The organism is Herbidospora galbida, assembly GCF_005233835.1.
Lineage (GTDB): Bacteria > Actinomycetota > Actinomycetes > Streptosporangiales > Streptosporangiaceae > Herbidospora > Herbidospora galbida.
Map to the genome: position 1 here is coordinate 1 of NZ_SZQA01000051.1, position 16807 is coordinate 16807.

General features: G+C 71.8%; 16 protein-coding genes and 1 pseudogene. 10 read left to right on the forward strand and 7 right to left on the reverse strand.

Translation table 11 applies throughout. From position 1 onward, the window contains the following. Positions 1-641 (reverse strand): annotated as a pseudogene (locus FDA94_RS34555) (NYN domain-containing protein); the annotation flags it as partial. A gap of 169 nt (positions 642-810) precedes the next feature. Between FDA94_RS34555 and FDA94_RS34560 the strand changes: the two are divergent. The 6 genes from FDA94_RS34560 to FDA94_RS39610 are packed head-to-tail and all read left to right on the forward strand — an operon-like array spanning position 811 to position 4661. Continuing rightward, positions 811-1020 (forward strand): hypothetical protein, encoded by a 210-nt coding sequence (locus FDA94_RS34560; RefSeq protein ID WP_137251267.1) that lies wholly within the window; start codon positions 811-813, stop codon positions 1018-1020. 28 nt (positions 1021-1048) lie between these two features. Next, positions 1049-1600, forward strand: coding sequence for a GNAT family N-acetyltransferase (locus tag FDA94_RS34565; RefSeq protein WP_137251268.1), 552 nt, complete (start codon positions 1049-1051; stop codon positions 1598-1600). Between the two features lie 27 nt (positions 1601-1627). Then, positions 1628-3358: a DEDD exonuclease domain-containing protein gene (locus FDA94_RS34570; protein WP_137251269.1), complete on the forward strand. Its 1731-nt coding sequence runs from the start codon at positions 1628-1630 to the stop codon at positions 3356-3358. 27 nt (positions 3359-3385) lie between these two features. After that, the gene (locus FDA94_RS34575) at positions 3386-3673 is read left to right on the forward strand and encodes an Lrp/AsnC family transcriptional regulator (RefSeq protein ID WP_030450459.1); all 288 of its coding nucleotides are present in this window, start codon (positions 3386-3388) and stop codon (positions 3671-3673) included. Between the two features lie 39 nt (positions 3674-3712). After that, complete coding sequence (locus tag FDA94_RS34580; RefSeq protein ID WP_137251270.1) at positions 3713-4459, forward strand: SDR family NAD(P)-dependent oxidoreductase; 747 nt, start codon at positions 3713-3715, stop codon at positions 4457-4459. Positions 4460-4505: 46 nt separating this feature from the next. Continuing rightward, positions 4506-4661, forward strand: a complete 156-nt coding sequence (locus FDA94_RS39610) for a hypothetical protein (protein ID WP_170991251.1) — start codon at positions 4506-4508, stop codon at positions 4659-4661. Here FDA94_RS39610 and FDA94_RS34585 read toward each other — a convergent pair. The 3 genes from FDA94_RS34585 to FDA94_RS34595 form a co-directional block, all read right to left on the reverse strand. Next, positions 4658-5350: a sensor histidine kinase gene (locus FDA94_RS34585; protein WP_137251271.1), complete on the reverse strand. Its 693-nt coding sequence runs from the start codon at positions 5348-5350 to the stop codon at positions 4658-4660. The two genes, FDA94_RS39610 and FDA94_RS34585, sit on opposite strands and share 4 nt — an antisense overlap. A 71-nt stretch (positions 5351-5421) precedes the next feature. Beyond that, the gene (trpD, locus tag FDA94_RS34590; RefSeq protein WP_137251272.1) at positions 5422-6468 is read right to left on the reverse strand and encodes an anthranilate phosphoribosyltransferase; all 1047 of its coding nucleotides are present in this window, start codon (positions 6466-6468) and stop codon (positions 5422-5424) included. A gap of 24 nt (positions 6469-6492) precedes the next feature. Continuing rightward, the gene (locus tag FDA94_RS34595; RefSeq protein ID WP_030450462.1) at positions 6493-6882 is read right to left on the reverse strand and encodes a response regulator transcription factor; all 390 of its coding nucleotides are present in this window, start codon (positions 6880-6882) and stop codon (positions 6493-6495) included. A gap of 126 nt (positions 6883-7008) precedes the next feature. Here FDA94_RS34595 and ctaE point away from each other — a divergent pair, with 126 nt between their 5' ends. The 4 genes from ctaE to qcrB are packed head-to-tail and all read left to right on the forward strand — an operon-like array spanning position 7009 to position 11172. After that, entirely contained in the window at positions 7009-7629 is a 621-nt protein-coding gene (ctaE, locus tag FDA94_RS34600) for an aa3-type cytochrome oxidase subunit III (RefSeq protein ID WP_137251273.1), read from the forward strand. Between the two features lie 17 nt (positions 7630-7646). Next, positions 7647-8459, forward strand: coding sequence for a cytochrome bc1 complex diheme cytochrome c subunit (gene qcrC / locus FDA94_RS34605; RefSeq protein WP_137251274.1), 813 nt, complete (start codon positions 7647-7649; stop codon positions 8457-8459). After that, the gene (gene qcrA, locus FDA94_RS34610) at positions 8456-9532 is read left to right on the forward strand and encodes a cytochrome bc1 complex Rieske iron-sulfur subunit (protein WP_137251275.1); all 1077 of its coding nucleotides are present in this window, start codon (positions 8456-8458) and stop codon (positions 9530-9532) included. Before qcrC ends, qcrA begins: the two co-directional genes overlap by 4 nt. After that, positions 9529-11172: a cytochrome bc1 complex cytochrome b subunit gene (gene qcrB / locus FDA94_RS34615; protein WP_137251276.1), complete on the forward strand. Its 1644-nt coding sequence runs from the start codon at positions 9529-9531 to the stop codon at positions 11170-11172. The genes qcrA and qcrB overlap by 4 nt, the downstream gene beginning before the upstream one ends. Positions 11173-11233: 61 nt before the next feature. Here qcrB and FDA94_RS34620 read toward each other — a convergent pair whose 3' ends face one another. Genes FDA94_RS34620 through FDA94_RS34630 form a run of 3 tightly spaced genes read right to left on the reverse strand, consistent with a single transcriptional unit; the run spans position 11234 to position 16764 of the window. Continuing rightward, positions 11234-11980, reverse strand: coding sequence for a phospholipase (locus FDA94_RS34620; RefSeq protein ID WP_212735643.1), 747 nt, complete (start codon positions 11978-11980; stop codon positions 11234-11236). Positions 11981-12016: 36 nt separating this feature from the next. Beyond that, positions 12017-14050 (reverse strand): serine/threonine-protein kinase, encoded by a 2034-nt coding sequence (locus FDA94_RS34625; RefSeq protein WP_137251277.1) that lies wholly within the window; start codon positions 14048-14050, stop codon positions 12017-12019. Further along, the gene (locus tag FDA94_RS34630) at positions 14047-16764 is read right to left on the reverse strand and encodes a TIR domain-containing protein (protein WP_137251278.1); all 2718 of its coding nucleotides are present in this window, start codon (positions 16762-16764) and stop codon (positions 14047-14049) included. Before FDA94_RS34630 ends, FDA94_RS34625 begins: the two co-directional genes overlap by 4 nt. Between the last annotated feature and the right edge of the window lie 43 nt (positions 16765-16807).

The window sequence follows — 16807 nt, forward strand, 5'->3', positions numbered from 1 at the left end:
TCGGCGGCGGCCCCGGCCCCGGCGACCCGGGCGCGGGCGTCGGCGGTGGCCGCCTCGAGCTCGCCGGCCCGCTGCTCGGCGGCCTTGGCCCGCTCGCGGGCGTCGTGGAGCTTGCGGCGCAGGTCGGTGTTCTCGGCGCGGGCGGCCTTGAGCTGCTCGCGGACCCGGTCGACCTCTTCCTTGGCGGCCGTGCGCTGCTGGGCGAGCTGCTCCTTGAGCCGCCCCTCGGCCTGCTCACGCTGGGTGTCGAGGGCGGCGGCCTGGTCGAGGTCTTCGCGCGCCAGTTCGACCATCCCGGCCCACCCGGGCGGCCGGGTCAGATAGGCTGCCGCCGCGACCAGCACGGGCTCGGCGGCGGGCGGGATCGTCTCCTCGGCGAGCGAGGCGACCAGCTCTGGCCAGGCCTGGGTGAGCGCCTCGGCGACCAGTTCCCGGAACTTCTTGTCGTTCTCGAGCTGGGCCGCTATCGGCGCCGACCCCAGACGGGCCCGCTTGCGCGGCTCGAACTTGGCGACGGCGCGCAGCGGCGCGGGCACGCCCGCGGCGGGCATCGTCCCCAACACCTGAGCCGCCAGTTCGACGACGTGTGTTCGCACCTGCTCGGGCAGGGGACGAGACAGGCCCTCTCCGGCTGAACTCATCCCTGCTGCTCTCTTCCTGTCCTGGTCGTTCATTCAAGGGTACGGCTCTGCGAGTCCACTACATCACGTTCAGCGACGTGAACGGGGAGCAAGTAGGACACGAACCACTTGTCTCATAAATCGCTCACGTTACGTCAAGATCTGCTCACGTGATGTCACAATGACGGACGTGACGATTGCAAGTGACCATCTGCGCCGGCTCGCGGCCGAGATGGAAGAGGTGCTCGACCCCGTCTGGGCGCTGCGCGCCTTCCCCCGGTGGACGGGCCCGGCGGCGATGCGCTTCGACGCCGAGCTCTACCGCCACCGCACCCTGCTGGCCGCCCTGACGGCCGAGGCCACACTGCTGGCCGCACACAAGGAAAAAGAACTCGCCTGAGTCATTTGTCCAGGTTTAGTCTGCGCGGATGCTCCGACCCGTGCTGCCGATCGAGACCTCCCGCCTGATCCTGCGGCTGTTCACCCCCGACGACCTGACCGAGCTCCACTCCATCTACTCGCGCCCCGACGTCGCCCGGTTCCTCTACTGGGAGCCGCGTGATCTCGTACAGGTGCGCACCGTGCTGACCGACAAGGCGGCCACCGCCGAGCTCACCGACGAGGGGCAGGCGCTGTGCCTGGCGGTCACCCTCCGCGAGACCGGCGCCCTGATCGGCGAGGCCCTGCTGTTCTGGCGCAGCCGCGAACACCTCCAGGGCGAGGTCGGGTACGTCTTCCACCCCGACCACCACGGCAAGGGCTACGCCACCGAGGCGACCAGGGAGATGCTCCGCCTGGGGTTCGAGGGCCTGGGCCTGCACCGCGTCACGGCCCGCTGCGACGGCCGCAACACGGCCTCCACCAAGGTGATGGAGCGGCTCGGCATGCGCAAGGAGGCCCACCTGGTGGAGAACGAGATGGTCAAGGGCGAGTGGACCGACGAGATCGTCTACGCGATGCTGCGGCGCGAATGGCACTGACGCGCTGAACTGTCGGTCGGGGTCTCTATGGTCGTCAGCGTGGAACAGGGCACGCTGGACGACCTCGGAACCCCCCTCGTCGACGTCACGTTCGTCGTGTTCGACCTCGAGACGACCGGCACCTCCCCCGCCGAGTGCGCCATCACCGAGATCGGCGCGGTCAAGGTGCGCGGCGGCGAGGTGCTGGGCGAGTTCGCCACGCTCGTCGACCCGGGCGGCCCGATCCCGCCGTTCGTCTCCGTCCTGACCGGCATCACCGACGCCATGGTGGTGGCGGCGCCGAAGATGACCGAGGTGCTGCCGAGCTTCCTCGAGTTCGTCAAGGGCGCCGCCCTGGTGGCCCACAACGCCCCCTTCGACATGGGGTTCCTCAAGGCCGAGTGCGCCCGGCAGGGCTACCCGCCGCCGGTCAACGCGGTCGTCGACACCGCCGACCTGGCCCGGCGGGTGCTCACCCGCGACGAGACCCCCAATTGCAAGCTGTCCACGCTGGCCCGCCACTTCCGCAGCGCCACCGAACCCTGCCACCGGGCCCTGGCCGACGCCCGCGCCACGGTCGACGTGCTCCACGGCCTCATCGGCCGGGTCGGCAACCTGGGCGTCCACTCCCTGGAGGAGCTCAAGGGCTTCGTCCGGATGCCCACCCCCGAACAGCGCGGCAAGCGCCACCTGGCCGACGGCGTGCCCGACAAGCCGGGGGTGTACGTCTTCGAAGACGCCCGCGGCGAGGCGCTCTACGTCGGCAAGAGCTCCAACCTGCGCACCCGCGTGCGCAGCTACTTCACCGCCAGCGAGACCCGGCCGAGGGTCCGCGAGATGATCGGCATCGCCGAGCGGGTCCGCCACATCGTGTGCGCGACCCCGCTGGAGGCCGAGATCCGCGAGTTACGCATGATCGGCGAGACCAAGCCCCGCTACAACCGGCGGTCCCGCTTCCCCGAGCGGGTGGTCTGGCTGAAGCTGACCGACGAGCCGTTCCCCCGCCTGAGCATCGTGCGCGACCTGAAAGACGACGGCGCGACCTACCTGGGCCCGTTCGGCAGCAGCCGCACCGCCGACGACGCCCGCACCGCCATCCACGAGGCCCTCCCGCTGCGCCAGTGCACCGAACGCCTGTCGCTCACGGTCCGGCGCAGCGCGTGCGCGCTGGCCGAGATCGGCAAGTGCGGCGCCCCCTGCGAGGGCCGTGAGAGCCACGACGACTACGCCCGCCACGTCGCGGCGGCCCGCCACGCCATGCTGCTCGACGGCAGCTCGGTCTTCTCCGCCGTCGAGGCCCGCATGGACCGCCTGTCGGCCGAGCAGCGCTACGAGGAGGCCGCCGTCGACCGCGACCGGCTGGCCGCCTACGTCCGCGCCGCCGCCCGCATGCAGCGGCTCGCCGGCCTGACCGCCATCACCCAGATGGTGGCCGCCGGCCCCGGCAAAGACGGCGCCTGGGACATCCACGTGATCCGCCACGGCCGGCTGACCGCCGCCGGGGTGATGCCGCGCGGCGCCCACCCGGTCCCCTACGTCGAGGCCCTGGTCGCGACCGCCGAGACCGTCCACCCCGGGCCCGGCCCGACCCCCGCCGCCAGCGCCGAGGAGACCGAGACGATCCTGCGCTGGCTCGAGTCGCCGGGGGTCCGGCTGGTGCGGGTCGAGGGCGGCTGGAGCCTGCCCGCCCAGGGGGCCGCCCGGCTCAAGCAGCGCATCGACCGGGCGTACGACCAGGGAGGTTCCCGCTCAGCGAGGGAGGGCAGACCGCTGCGATAGGTTGGGACCCTCGGAAAGGAGCACGCTTTGGTCACCGCGATCGTGCACATCAAGGCCGACGTCAGCCGGATCCCCGAGGTCGCCCAGGCGATCGCCGGGCTGGCCGGCGTCAGCGAGGTCTACTCGATCACCGGCGAGTTCGACCTGATGGCCATGGTCCGGGTCGCGCGCTACGAGGAGATCGCCGAGGTCGTGCCGGGGCGGCTCAACAAGATCGAAGGCGTGCTGGCGACCGACACCCACATCGCCTTCCGCACCTACAGCCGCCACGACCTGGAGGCCGCCTTCTCCATCGGCCTGCCCGACGCCGACTAGATTTCCATCGTCCCCCCGACGTCGAACCACGGAGGGATCATGGACTTCACCGGCCGCACCGTCGTCGTCACCGGCGCGGGATCGGGCATCGGCCGCGCCGCCGCCCGGCTGTTCGCCGAAGCGGGCGCGCTCGTCCTGGGCGTCGGACGCCGCCGCGAGGCCCTCGCCGAGACGGCGGGCCGCGACGAGGCGATCAGTGCCCACGTCGCCGACCTGCGCGACCCGGCGGCGCCCGAGGAGGTCGTCGCGGCGGCCGTGGCCCGCTGGGGGCGGATCGACGTGCTGGTGAACAACGCCGGGGCCACCAGGATCATGCCCTTGGCCGAGACGACCGCCGACGGGATCGCCGAGCTGTTCGTCCTCAACGTCACCGCGCCGAGCCTGCTCGCCCGGCACGCCCTGCCGCACCTGCGCGCCTCGCAGGGATGCGTCGTCAACGTCTCCAGCACCTACGGCCACCGGCCCCTGCCCGGTGGCGCCCACTACGCCGCGTCCAAAGCCGCCGTGGAGCAGCTCACCCGGAGCTGGGCCCTGGAACTGGCCGCCGACGGGGTCCGCGTGAACGCCGTCGCGCCCGGCCCCACTGAGAGCGAGGCCCTCACCGCCGCGGGCCTGCCCGCGGCGACCGTGGAGCGGATCAAGTCCGACGAGGCCGCCCGCATTCCGCTCGGCCGCCGCGGCGACCCCGACGAGGTGGCGACCTGGATCCTGCGACTGGCCGACCCGTCGGCGACCTGGCTGACCGGCCAGATCCTCACCGTGGACGGGGGCCTGGAGCTCGCCTGACCGTCCGGACGACCGTTTGCCACCTGCCGCGGGCCCGCACAGCCGGATGCGGCCCGCAGGCCGTCATCTGATCGGCTCCACGGTCGCCAAGCCGCCCGGCCTGGTCCCTGCGCTCACCGTGCCGCCCGACCAGGCCCCCGCGGTCTCCATGTCGTCGGATCGGGCCACGCTCCACGTCGCCTGCAAGGGCGCCGGGCGCTAGCCCGTGCGCTCCCCGCTCAGAGCCCGGGTCCGGCCGCCCGTCAGGAGTCTCACGCGGACCTCGAACCCGCCCCCCACCGGTCCGGCCGTCACCGAGCCGCCGAACAGGGCGGCGCGTTCCCAGATGCCCAGCAGGCGTTCGCGGGGACCGCCGTCGTCGCGGACGCCCACCTCGATCAGGCCGCTCTGCCAGCGCAGGGTCACCCAGGCCTTCCGGGCCGCGCCGTGCTCCAGGGCGTTGACCAGCGCCTCCTCCACGATGCGGTAGGCCGACAGCTCCAGCACGGGGCCGGGGCGCCGCCGGCCCTCCTCATCGAAGCCGACCGCCAGCCCGGCCGACCGGAACCGGTCGAACAGGGCGGGCAGGGCGGCCAGGGTGGGCTGGGGGCCGGTGGTCGTCGCGCTCCCCGACCGCAGCAGGCCCGCCACGCGCTGCAGATCGGTCAGGGCCTGGCGGCCGGCCTCCTCGGCGTCGCGCAGCGTCTGCCGGGCCCGCTCGGGGTCGCGATCCATGATGACCCGGCCGGCCCCCACCCCCAGGGTGAGCACGCTCAGGTCATGGGCCACCACGTCGTGGAGCTCCTCGGCGATCCTGAGCCGTTCCCTGGTCACGGCGTCGGCGGGGTCCGGTGACCGGCGTCGGGTCACGCGGGCCGTCACTTGGGCCAGGCGGGCGATGAGGCGCGTCATGCCGGAAAGATAAGCCGCCGCCCGGCCCGTGGGCGTCCTCCCAGGAGGTGAACGCGGATCAGCCCAGAGGCTTACCCGCGCAGCCCCTGGGAGACCTCGATCCAGCGGTCGAGCAGCGTCGCGGCGGCGCCCGAGTCGACCACCTGGCCGACCGTGGCGTAGGCGGCGGCGATGCGTCCGGGCAGGTCGTCGGTGGTCGGGCCCTCGTGGGCGACCAGCGCGGCGGCGGCGTTGAGCAGCACCGCGTCGCGGATCGGGCCGGTCTTGCCCCGGACCAGGTCCTGGACCGCGCCCGCGTTGAACACCACGTCGCCGCCCTTCAGGTCGCCGGGCTGGGAGCGGGCGATGCCGATGTCGGCCGGGTCGAAGGTCGTCTTGACGGCCTGGCCGTCGCGGACGACGTACACGACCGAAGGAGCGGCCGTGGACAGCTCGTCGAGGCCGTCGTCGCCCCGGAAGACCAGGGCCGAGACCCCGCGCTCGGCGAACACGCCCGCCACGACCGGCAGCATCCGCTCGTCGAACACGCCGATGGCCTGGGCCGACGGGCGGGCCGGGTTGGTCAGCGGGCCGAGGAAGTTGAAGACCGTCGGGACGCCGATCTCCTTGCGGGTCGGCCCGGCGTACCGCATGGACGGGTGGTAGACCGGCGCGAAGCAGAACGCGATGCCGGCCTCCTCGGCCACCCGGGCGGTCGCCGCGGGCGACAGGTCGATCACGACGCCGAGGTGCTCGAGCACGTCGGCGGCGCCGCACTTGGAGGAGGCGGCCCGGTTGCCGTGCTTGACGACCCGGGCGCCCGCCGCGGCCACCACGACGGCGGCCATCGTCGAGACGTTCACCGTGTGGGCCCGGTCGCCGCCGGTGCCGACGACGTCGACCGCCGGGCCCTCGATCGCGAGCGGGGTGGCGATGGACAACATGTGCCGGGCCAGGCCGGACACCTCGGCGACGGTCTCCCCCTTGGCCCGCAGCGCGACGACGAACGCCGCGATCTGGGACGGGGTGGCCGCGCCCGACATGATCTCGCCCATCGCCCACGAGGTCTCGTCGGCGGTCAGGTGCTCACCGGCGAGCAGCGCGTTGAGCAGCGAGGGCCAGGTGGTACGGGCGTCCATGGCGGTCCTTACGGATTGTGGATGTCAGGAGACGGCGGGCAGCCGCCCGCGCATCAGCCCGGCGATCGTCTCGGCGACGACCATCGGGTCGAGCGGCTGGGAGATCACGGCGTCGGCGCGCGACCAGTTGGCCAGCCAGCGGTCGTCGCGCCGGGCGATGATCAGGCAGATGGGCGGGCAGTCGTGCACCTCGTCCTTGGCCTGCTTGGCGATGCCCATGCCCCCGGCCGGCGCGGCCTCGGAGTCGAGGATCGCGATGTCGATCTCCCCCGAGTCGAGCTTGCGGACCACGGCTGCCTGGGTCGCGCACTCGACGATCTCCACCAGCGGCAGGTCGGCCGCGGGACGGCGGCCGAGGGCCAGCCGCACCTTCTCACGGGTGGCCGCGTCGTCGCTGTAGACGAGAACCTTCATGTTGCGCACTCCAGTCACCGGGTAGGGTCCACCAGGGATGCTATCGGCCCGGAGTGGCCGTCGACATCCCGGCTCGCACCCCCTATTGGGGGGCCGTGCGGCGACCCGGCCCCACGAGCCGCAATAATGACGTGCGTGGCGACAGCATCCGCAATTACTACGACGACGACAGCCCACTCGTCGCGCCGGCCCAACCTGGTCAGCGTAGGGACGATCATCTGGCTGTCCTCTGAGCTCATGTTCTTCGCGGCGCTGTTCGCGATGTACTTCACCATCCGCTCGGTGAGCGTGGGCCAGGACCCGGCAAGCTGGCCCGGCGCCCATCTGAACGTCCCGTTCGCGACGGTCAACACGATCATCCTGGTGCTGTCCTCGGTGACATGCCAGTTCGGCGTGTGGGCCGCGGAGAAGGGCCAGGTCAAGAAGCTCCGGTTCTGGTATTTCGTCAGTTTCCTCATGGGCGCGGTCTTCGTCGCCGGGCAGCTGATCGAGTACGCCGAACTGGTCAAGGAGGGCACGACCCTCTCCTCCGACGCCTACGGCTCGGTGTTCTACCTGACCACGGGCTTCCACGGCCTTCACGTGACGGGTGGTCTGATCGCGTTCCTGTTCCTCCTGGGACGCACGTACGCCGCGAAGCGCTTCACGCATGAGCAGGCCACCAGCGCGATCGTCGTGTCCTACTACTGGCACTTCGTCGACGTCGTCTGGATCGGCCTTTTCGCGACCATCTACATCATCAAATGATCGGAACGGGGATTTCGGTGAACTCCATCACCGCGCGACGGCGGCGGCATCCCCTCGCGCGCCTCGCGGTCGTGGCGCTCGCGCTGGGCCTGCTGGGCGGCGGATACGCCGTCGCGGCGCCCAGTGACAGCACCGCCGACGCGGCGGTCGCGTCGGGCAAGGCCGACGACGTGGCCGAGGGCAAGAGCCTGTTCGTGGCTCACTGCGCGAGCTGCCACGGCCTGAGCGCCGAGGGCACCTCCATGGGCCCGACCCTCGTGGGCGTGGGCGCCGCCGCCGTCGACTTCCAGGTCAGCTCGGGCCGCATGCCCGCGGCCGACCCGAGCGCGCAGGCTCCGCGCAAGCCGCTCGGCGAGTGGGTCACTCCCGAGGCGGTCAGGCAGCTGGCCGCCTATGTGCAGACCCTCGGTGGCGGTCCCACGATCCCCACCAAGGAGATGGTCTCCGGGGGCGACGCGGCCAAGGGCGGTGAGCTGTTCCGCGCCAACTGCATCCAGTGTCACAACTTCGTCGGCGCCGGCGGCGCGCTCACCTACGGAAAGTACGCCCCCGACCTGAACGAGTCGACGCCCGAGCAGATCTACGAGGCGATGGCCACGGGTCCGCAGGCGATGCCGGTCTTCAACGACTCCGTCGTCAAGCCGGAGAACAAGGCCGACATCATCGCCTACATCACCCAGGTCCGCGGCCAGGTCGACCCGGGTGGTTTCGGGCTCGGCCGCATCGGCCCGGTCACCGAAGGCCTCGTCGTGTGGGTCGCCGGCATCAGCTTCATGTCCCTCGCCGCCATTTGGATCACCGCCAAGAAGCGTAAGAGAACATCAAAATGACAGATAACGAGCTTCCCGGCCCCGATGACGAGGCGCGCGTGCCGCGTCGCGTCATCGGCACCCCGGCTCAGGGAACCGCCGTGCTCGGCACCCGCCCGGTCGAAACCGAGGTGGAGACGCCCGGCGTGACGCTCCCCGACCCCGCCGACGCCCGCAAGGCCGAGCGCACGGTCACGCTGCTGTTCTTCGTCGCCTTCCTGGCGGGCATCGCCTTCATCGCCTCGTACGTCGTCTTCCAGGTCGGCAGCCTCGACAAGACGGCCGTGTCGAACGCGGCGCTCGGCGGCACCCTCACGGTGGCGCTGCTGGCGCTGGCCTCGGGCGTGGTCGTCTGGGTCCGGCGCATGATGCCGAAGTACAACCTGGTCCAGGAGCGCCACGAGATGCGCTCCGACGACGACACCCGCGGCTACGTCGACGAGACGTTCCGCGCGGGCGCCGCCGAGAGCGGCTTCGTCAAGCACAAGATGATGCGCCGCACGCTCCTGCTGGCGGCGGCGCCTCTCGGCCTGGCCCCGCTGGTGCTGCTGAAGGACCTGGGCCCGCTGCCCGGCACCTCACTGCGTCACACGGTGTGGAAGAAGGGCATGAAGCTGGTCGTCGAAGGCACCGGCCAGCCGATCCTGGCGGCCGACTTCGACTCGCCGGGCGGGATCCTGTCGGTCGTGCCCGAAGGTTACGAGCACGACCTCAACGCCCTCGCCAAGGCCACTCTGATCCTGATCAAGTTCCGTCCTGAAGACCTCAAGTCGGGCACGATCAAGAACTGGACCTACGACGGCATCGTCGCCTACTCGAAGATCTGCACCCACGTGGGCTGTCCCGCGGCGCTCTACGAGCAGACGACCCACCACATCCTGTGCCCCTGCCACCAGTCGACGTTCGACGCGACCGACGGCGCGAAGGTCATCTTCGGGCCGGCCGCGCGGCCGCTGCCGCAGCTGCCGATCGGCGTCGACGGCCAGGGCTACCTCATCGCCCAGGCAGACTTCGACGTGCCCGTCGGTCCCAGCTTCTGGGAGCGCGGCGACGCCGAGGCCGACGCCCGGGAAGCCAGGGGGAACCAGTCGTGAACGAGACTCCGAAGCCCATCGCGGGCACCGCGTCCTACCTCGACGACCGACTCGGCGCGGGCAGCTTCCTGAAGCGCAACCTGCGCAAGGTCTTCCCCGACCACTGGTCGTTCCTGCTGGGCGAGATCGCCCTCTACTCCTTCATCATCCTGCTGCTGACCGGTACGTTCCTGACGTTCTGGTTCAAGCCGAGCATGGGTCACGTCGAATACCAGGGCGTGTACGAGCCCCTCAAGGGCGTCATGATGTCGGAGGCCTACGCCTCGACGCTCCACATCAGCTTCGAGGTCCGGGGCGGTATGCTGATCCGGCAGATGCACCACTGGGCGGCCCTGCTGTTCGTGGCCGGCATGATGGTCCACGCGCTGCGCGTCTTCTTCACCGGCGCCTACCGCAAGCCGCGTGAGCTCAACTGGCTCATCGGCGTGCTGCTGCTGACGCTGGCACTGGCCGAGGGCCTCACCGGCTACTCCCTCCCCGACGACCTGCTCTCCGGCGCCGGTCTGCGGATCACCGAGGGCGTGGCGATCTCGCTGCCGATCGTGGGCACGTACATCACGTTCTTCCTGTTCGGCGGGGAATATCCGGGCGTCGACGTCATCTCGCGCTTCTACACCCTGCACATCCTGCTGATCCCCGGCATCCTGCTGGCCCTCATCTCGGCCCACATGGTGCTGATGTGGGTGCAGAAGCACACCCAGATGCCCGGCCCGGGCCGCACCGAGCACAACGTGGTGGGCGCGCCGTTCTACCCGGCCTTCATGGCCAAGGCGGGCGCCTACTTCCTGTTCACGTTCGCGTGCATCGCCGGTCTCGGCACGTTCGCCCAGATCAACCCGATCTGGTTGTTCGGACCGTACACACCGGCCGACATCTCGGCGGGTTCACAGCCCGACTTCTACATGGGCTTCCTGGAAGGCGCGCTGCGTCTGATGCCCGCCTGGGAGATCAACTTCCTGGGTTACACGCTGCCCCTGAGCGTGCTGATCCCGGCGCTGGTCCCCATGGGCATCATCATGACGGGCCTGGCGCTCTACCCGTTCGCCGAACAGTGGGTCACCGGCGACCGTCGTGAGCACCACCTGGCCGACCGTCCCCGCAACGCCCCGGTCCGCACCTCGATCGGCATGGCGGCGGTGACGTTCTACGGCATCCTGTGGCTGCTGGGCGCCAACGACGAGATCTCGACGCACTTCCACATCGGTCTCTACGAAACGACGATCATCGGCCGGTTCGCCATCTTCCTCGGCCCGGCGATCGCCTACTGGATCACCTACCGGATCTGCATCGGCCTCCAGCGTCGCGACCAGGACATCCTGTCCCACGGCGTGGAGTCGGGCGTGATCAAGCGACTGCCGCACGGTGAGTACATCGAGGTCCACGTGCCCCCGGCCGAGGACATCGCCGACCACCTGCGCGGCAAGAAGCAGATCCCGATCGTCCCCGGCGACGAGGACAAGGACGGCATCCCGCCGAAGGGCGTGCGCGGTCCGATCGGCAAGCTCCGGGCCAAGGCCAGCAAGTTCTACGGCACCGACCACGTGCCGCTCGACGGCGACGGCCACGCCGACGGCCACGGTCACGGCCACGACGAGCACGCCGCGGTCGGCGCGGGCGACAAGCCGCGCGAGCTGCACTGACCATCAGACGAAGAAGACCCGGAGCATCTCGCTCCGGGTCTTTTTCATTGCCCCGGGTACGTCAGCGGCGCACCCACTTCGTGCACGCGATGCCGGCGTCACGCACCTGGCCGCAGGCGCGCACCGTGGTGAAGCGGGCCCAGATCGGCGCGGTGATCGCCTTGTCGAGGAAACGCTGGATCCTGGTCACCCCGAGCTGGCTCCAGCTCGCGCCGTAGTCGTAGGAACGGTCCACCCAGACCGAGTCGCCCGGTGAGCCGTTCGAGATGTGCCCCACGGCGAAGGGCTCCTCGGTGCTGCTGTAGAGCCGGATCGCCACCCCGCCAGTGGAGACGACGGCGGCGGGGTAGACACGTCCGACCGCGCGCACGGCCTCGTAGAAGACCCGCGCCTCGGCCCGGCAGGCCACGCCCTTGTACGACTGCAGGCCGCGGTGGCGGTTGCAGATCGAGTTCATGTCGGTTCTGAACTGGTCGTCGATGAGCTTGCGGTTGGCGGAGGTGAAGCGGCTCTGCTTCTTGTAGTTGCGGTAGCCGAAGTCGTGCCGCCAGCAGGCCTTGAGGAAGTCGAAGACCCCCCTGTCGCCGATGAACGAACAGTTGTCGGTGCTCCAGTCGAGCGGCTCGTTCGCGGAGGCGCGCCGGTTCACCGCCTCGGCGGCGAAGGTGTCGAGAGGGGTGCTGAACAGCCACCTGTCGGTCTCGGCGACGTCGGTCTTGACGTCCGCGTGGACCGGCGGGGCGGAGACGACGAGGGTCAGGGCGGCGGCTCCCACGACGTGCAAGAACCGGCGAATCGAACGGGTCAAGGTCTCTCCTCTGCTTGGCGGGGATGGGGACGGCCCTCAGGGCACCCAGGCCGTGCAGTCCCTCCTTCCGGCGATCTCGGCGCAGGCGCGGACGCGTCCGCCCGCGAAGGGGTGGGACTCGGTGTGCGAGAGGCCGAGGGCGGACCGCTCCCCGAGCCGTTCGGCCGCGCGTTCCAGCCAGATCAGGGCGGGGCGCCCCGAGCTGGTCACGAGCGCCCAGGCACAGCCGGGCTCGTCGGTCCAGCGCAGGCTGAACTCGGCCCGCGCTCCGCCGGTCTCGATGGTCACGGGGGTGGAGAACCGTTCCAGACGGCCGTCCGTCCCGAGGTGTGAGGAGCGCTGGCGGCGGCCCAGGTAGTCGTCACACGGATCGGAGGGCGGCAGCGCGACGGCAAGATGGGGCAGCAGCACCAGCGCGGGCACCCATGACAGGACCCGGGTACGCGGCTCGGCCACGGCTCCAGGGGCGCGCCAGGCCGTGGCCACCAGATACCGGGCAGTGGCGCCCGTGAGGACGTACCAGAGCCCGAGAGGCAGGCCCACCGCCGGGAGGGCCTCGGCGCACATGGCCGAGAACTGGTCGAACATCTCTCCTGACCGGGGCAGGCGGTCGAGGGTCAGCAGGGAGCCGGCGACGTATCGCACGGTCCCGGCGGCGTTCCCGGCCAGCAGCGCCAGTGCGAGAGCGCCGATCGCGGTGACGAGCAGATCGGTGCGGACCGACGGACGGGCGGCGGGCGTGCCGGTCGACGGGCCGAACACGGTCCGCCAGGCGGCCACGCCCGAACAGCCCGCGAAGACCACCGCCCCCGCGATCACATGGCCGGTCACCAGGCCCGCGAGCACGCCGGATCCAGCGGCCAGGCCGAAAGCAGCCGGGCGGCCGCTTCTCGGCACTGGCCCGAGTTCCACCGGCGACCGGCCCCGCGCGCAGACCCGCCGGTCGGCGGCGGCGCCGAGGATGAGTCCGAGGGTCAGCCCGTAGGCCCATCCCGACACGACCGTAGTGACGGCGGCCACCGCGACGCCGGCCACGACCGGCTGGAGCAGGGCGGGCACGCGCAGGTGGACTCGCCAGCGCGGATCGTCCTCCGGCGTCTCACGGACGGCCAGACCGGGCGGCGCGACCCCCCAGAAGATCGCCAGCAGCGAGCACCAGATCCCGGCCGACACCGCCGCCGTCACGTAGGTCGGAGTCCCCGTGGGCAGTGCCAAAACGCCCAGCACCAGGCACTGGGCCACGGCCGCGAGCCCCAGCCCGGCGACGGTGAGCGCCCGCACCACCGCCCGGGAGCGGCGGCCCGGCCGGGTGAGCCCGCGCAGCAGGTCCTCGGCGGTGGGCCGGGCGGCCGGGTCCTTGTCCAGTGCCCGGGTGACGAGCGCCAGCAGACCCGGGTCCAGCCCGTCGAGCTGGGGCGGTTCACCCAAGATGGCGTCGCGCAGTTCCTGCTCCGTGCCGGAGAAAGGCCATCGGCGGGTGCCCGCGTACGCCACCGCCACGCCCCAGGCGAAGACGTCGGCGGCGAACCCGGCGGCCTCGCCCCGCCACAATTCGGGCGCCATCACGTGGATCGTTCCAGGAGGTACGCCGGGATGGGTCAGCTCGACGGGGTCGTGCAGGTGGCGAGCCAGGCCGAAGTCGATGACGCGCGCCCCGCCGGGCGCCAAGACGATGTTGTCCGGCTTGAGGTCGCGGTGCACGATCCCGGCCCGATGGAACTCCACGAGCCCCCGCAGCACGTCTGTGGCGACCTGCCGCAGTCTCTGCGGCGGCAGGGGGGCGGCGTCGGCCAGCGTCGGTCCCGGCAGGTACTCGGTGACCAGGTAGGGGCGCGCGGCGGTCGCGTCGGCGTCGACCAGGGCCGGGGTCGACGGGCTCCGCATCCGCCGTGCCATCTCTATCTCACGGGCGAACCGCAGCCGAATCGCGGGATGGCCGGCCAGTTCCGCCCGGATGACCTTGACCACGACCGGCCGCCCGCCGGGTGCGGCGGCCAGGTAGGCCACGCCCATCCCGCCTTCGCCGAGGCGCCGTTCGAGCAGGTAGGGCCCGATCGTCTCGGGGGTCACCGGACGGGCCGGAGGAGGGACGGGAACAGGCGGAACCACTCGTCCTCCGTCGGCGGCTCGAGTCGGTCTGCCGCCCGTTCCGGGTCGGTGGCCCAGAGGCCCAGGTCCCCGTTCTCGGCCCCAGCCGCGAGGAAGGCTCCGTCAGGGCTGAACGCGGTGGCCCAGACCTTGTCGGCCAGCCCGGGCAACGGGGTGGAGACCGTGGTGTCGGCGCGGTCCCACAACCGCACTGTCGGGCCTCGCGGGTCTTCGTTGCCGGTGGCCAACCGGGTGCCGTCGGGGCTGAGCGCGACGGCGAGGGTGGCGAAGCCGCTGTGGCCGGGGATCACGCTGGCGCGGCCCAGCCCGTCGTCTCCGTCGCGGAGCCGAAGGACCCGCACGTCGCTGTTCCCGCCCTGGGCGACCGGGGCGCTCACGACGAACACGACGCGGTCGTCGGCCGGGTCGGTGGCCACGTGGCCGATGCCGGCGAAGGCGTTGGCGCTCATGTCGAGCTGCTGGCGAACCGGGGCCGGGTCGGGCCGGTCGGCGTCGAGGCCGTCGAGGCTCCAGAGTTTGACCGACGATCCGGTGCTGGAGTCTCCGGCGGTGACGACCATCCGGTCTCCGGCGCAGAAGTCCATCCCCCACACCCACTTGTTGTCCACGGCCCGATCTGCGTGGTCGAGGACCCTGAGCGGGAGCGTGGGGTCGACCGGGTTCCAGATCCGCACGGTCCCGTCGACACTGGAGGAGGCGAGCAGCCCGCCGGTCGGGCCGAAGCGGACCCGCAGCACCTCCTGTCCCGGCGGGTGCGCGGGGAAGGTCCGCCGCCGCCACCTCCCAGACCGGGGGTCGCCGCGCTCGGGCCGGGCGATGGTGACCAGGCCCTCGACGTCACCGAAGGCCACCAGGCCGGCCGGCCCGAAGGCGACGCAGAGCACGGAGGAGACGTTCCGCAGCGGCTCGGCCGCCTGCCGGGCGTGGTTGTCGCGCGGATCCCAGAGCCGGACGGCGCCGTCGTACCCGGCGCTGGCCAGCAGCCCCGACGACGGGTCGAAGGCTAGCCCCTTCACCGGTCCGCTGTGCCGGGAGAGCCGGGTCATCTCGGTATGCCGAAGCACGTTCGCCCGGGTGCGCGGCGTCGACCGGATCAGATAGGCGGCCAGGTCGAGCCGCGCTGCGAGGTCGGGGTCCCGGCTCCGGAGGCGGTCTGCGGTCACGGCCACCACCTCGGCCCGGGCGGCCGGATCACGCGGCGGCGCGGCCGGGCCGGCAGCGGTGTCGCGGGTCAGCCCGGCATTGGCGGCCATCGCGAGGACCGCGCCGCCGGAGGTGAAGAGGGCCCGGCGGCCGAACCTCGGCGCGGAGACCGGCCGGGCGGCCGGGGCCTCCGTCAGGCGCCCGAGCAGGTCGGCGACCGTCGGCCGAGAGGCGGGTTCCCGGTGCAGGGCCGCCCGCACCGCGCCCCGCACCGGTTGGGCGAGGCCGGTCAGGCCGGGGGCGGCACCGAGGATCCGGCCGCGGACCTCGTCCTCCGTGGCGCCGGGGAACGGCCAGCGGCGGGTGCCGGCGTAGGTGACCAGGCACCCCCAGGCGAACACGTCGGCCGCCGTGGTGACGACGGAGTTCCGCCAGAGTTCCGGGGCCATCACGTTGGCGGTGCCCTCGGCCCGGGGACCGCGCGGCCGGTCGCCGTCAGGCCGGGCCGCGCCGAAGTCGATCAGGCGCGGCCCGCTGGCGGACAGGATCACGTTGCCGGGCGCCACGTCGCCGTGCACGATCCCGGCCCGGTGGACATCGGCGAGCACGCCCAGCAGATGTACGGCGAACTGGTGCAGGCCGGTCGCGGTGAACGGCCCCCGCAGGGCGACCCGCTCGGCCAGGGTCGTCCCGTCGGCGTACTCGGTGGCCAGGTAAGGAGGCGCGGAGCCGGCGCCCAGCACGGCGGGCACGTGCACGCTGCGGACCGCCCGGGTGTGCCGGGCCTCCCGGGCGAGGCGTTCGGGCGACCCGGACGTCTTGACCGCCGCCGTCCGGCCCTTGTCGTCCTCTCCGAGGTAGACGGTGCTGAGCAGCCCGGCGCCGAGGCGGTAGCGCAGCGTGTAGGGCCCGATGACGGTGGGGTCGTGCTCGGTCAGCGGCGCGACCCGGGTCCCGCCGCTGCGGGCCAGGAACGCCGCAGAGGTGAGGGTCGACCCACCGGGCCCGGGGAAGCTCGGGGGCGGGGTGGGCGGGTGGAGCCCGGGCACGGACACCCGTGTGGGCAAGACCCCCGGAAAGGCCGGGCTCTGTGACGGTTTGGCCCGCCCGGTCACGACGTGTTCGATCGCCCCCAGGAGCCGGTTCCGGGCCGCGCCCTCGGTCAGGCCGACCAGGTCGACCCAGACGACCTGCCGCAGCAGCGGCGACAGCTCGCAGTCGGCGACGCGGATCGGCACCAGTTTGCGGTCGGTTCCGGAGGAGTCGGCCTGCAGTGCGCCGTGCCATTCCATCTGGCCCCAGCCGGAACGCATATAAGCCTCCGAGCAGACGGCTATGGTGCGGCGGGACTTCGCCATTCCCAGGTCCATGCTCGCCATCCAGTGAGCCCCGGGACCGAAGTCCCATTCCTGGATGAGAACCCGATATTCGGCCAGTTCGAGCTGCCAGGCGATCCACACCGCCCAGTCCTTGTCGACGGCCGTGTAGGAAATGAAGAAATCCCAGGTGGCCGTCTCCGCCCCCGATGACATGGCCGGGAGTCTACGCCACAATTAACGCTAATTGCGAGCATAG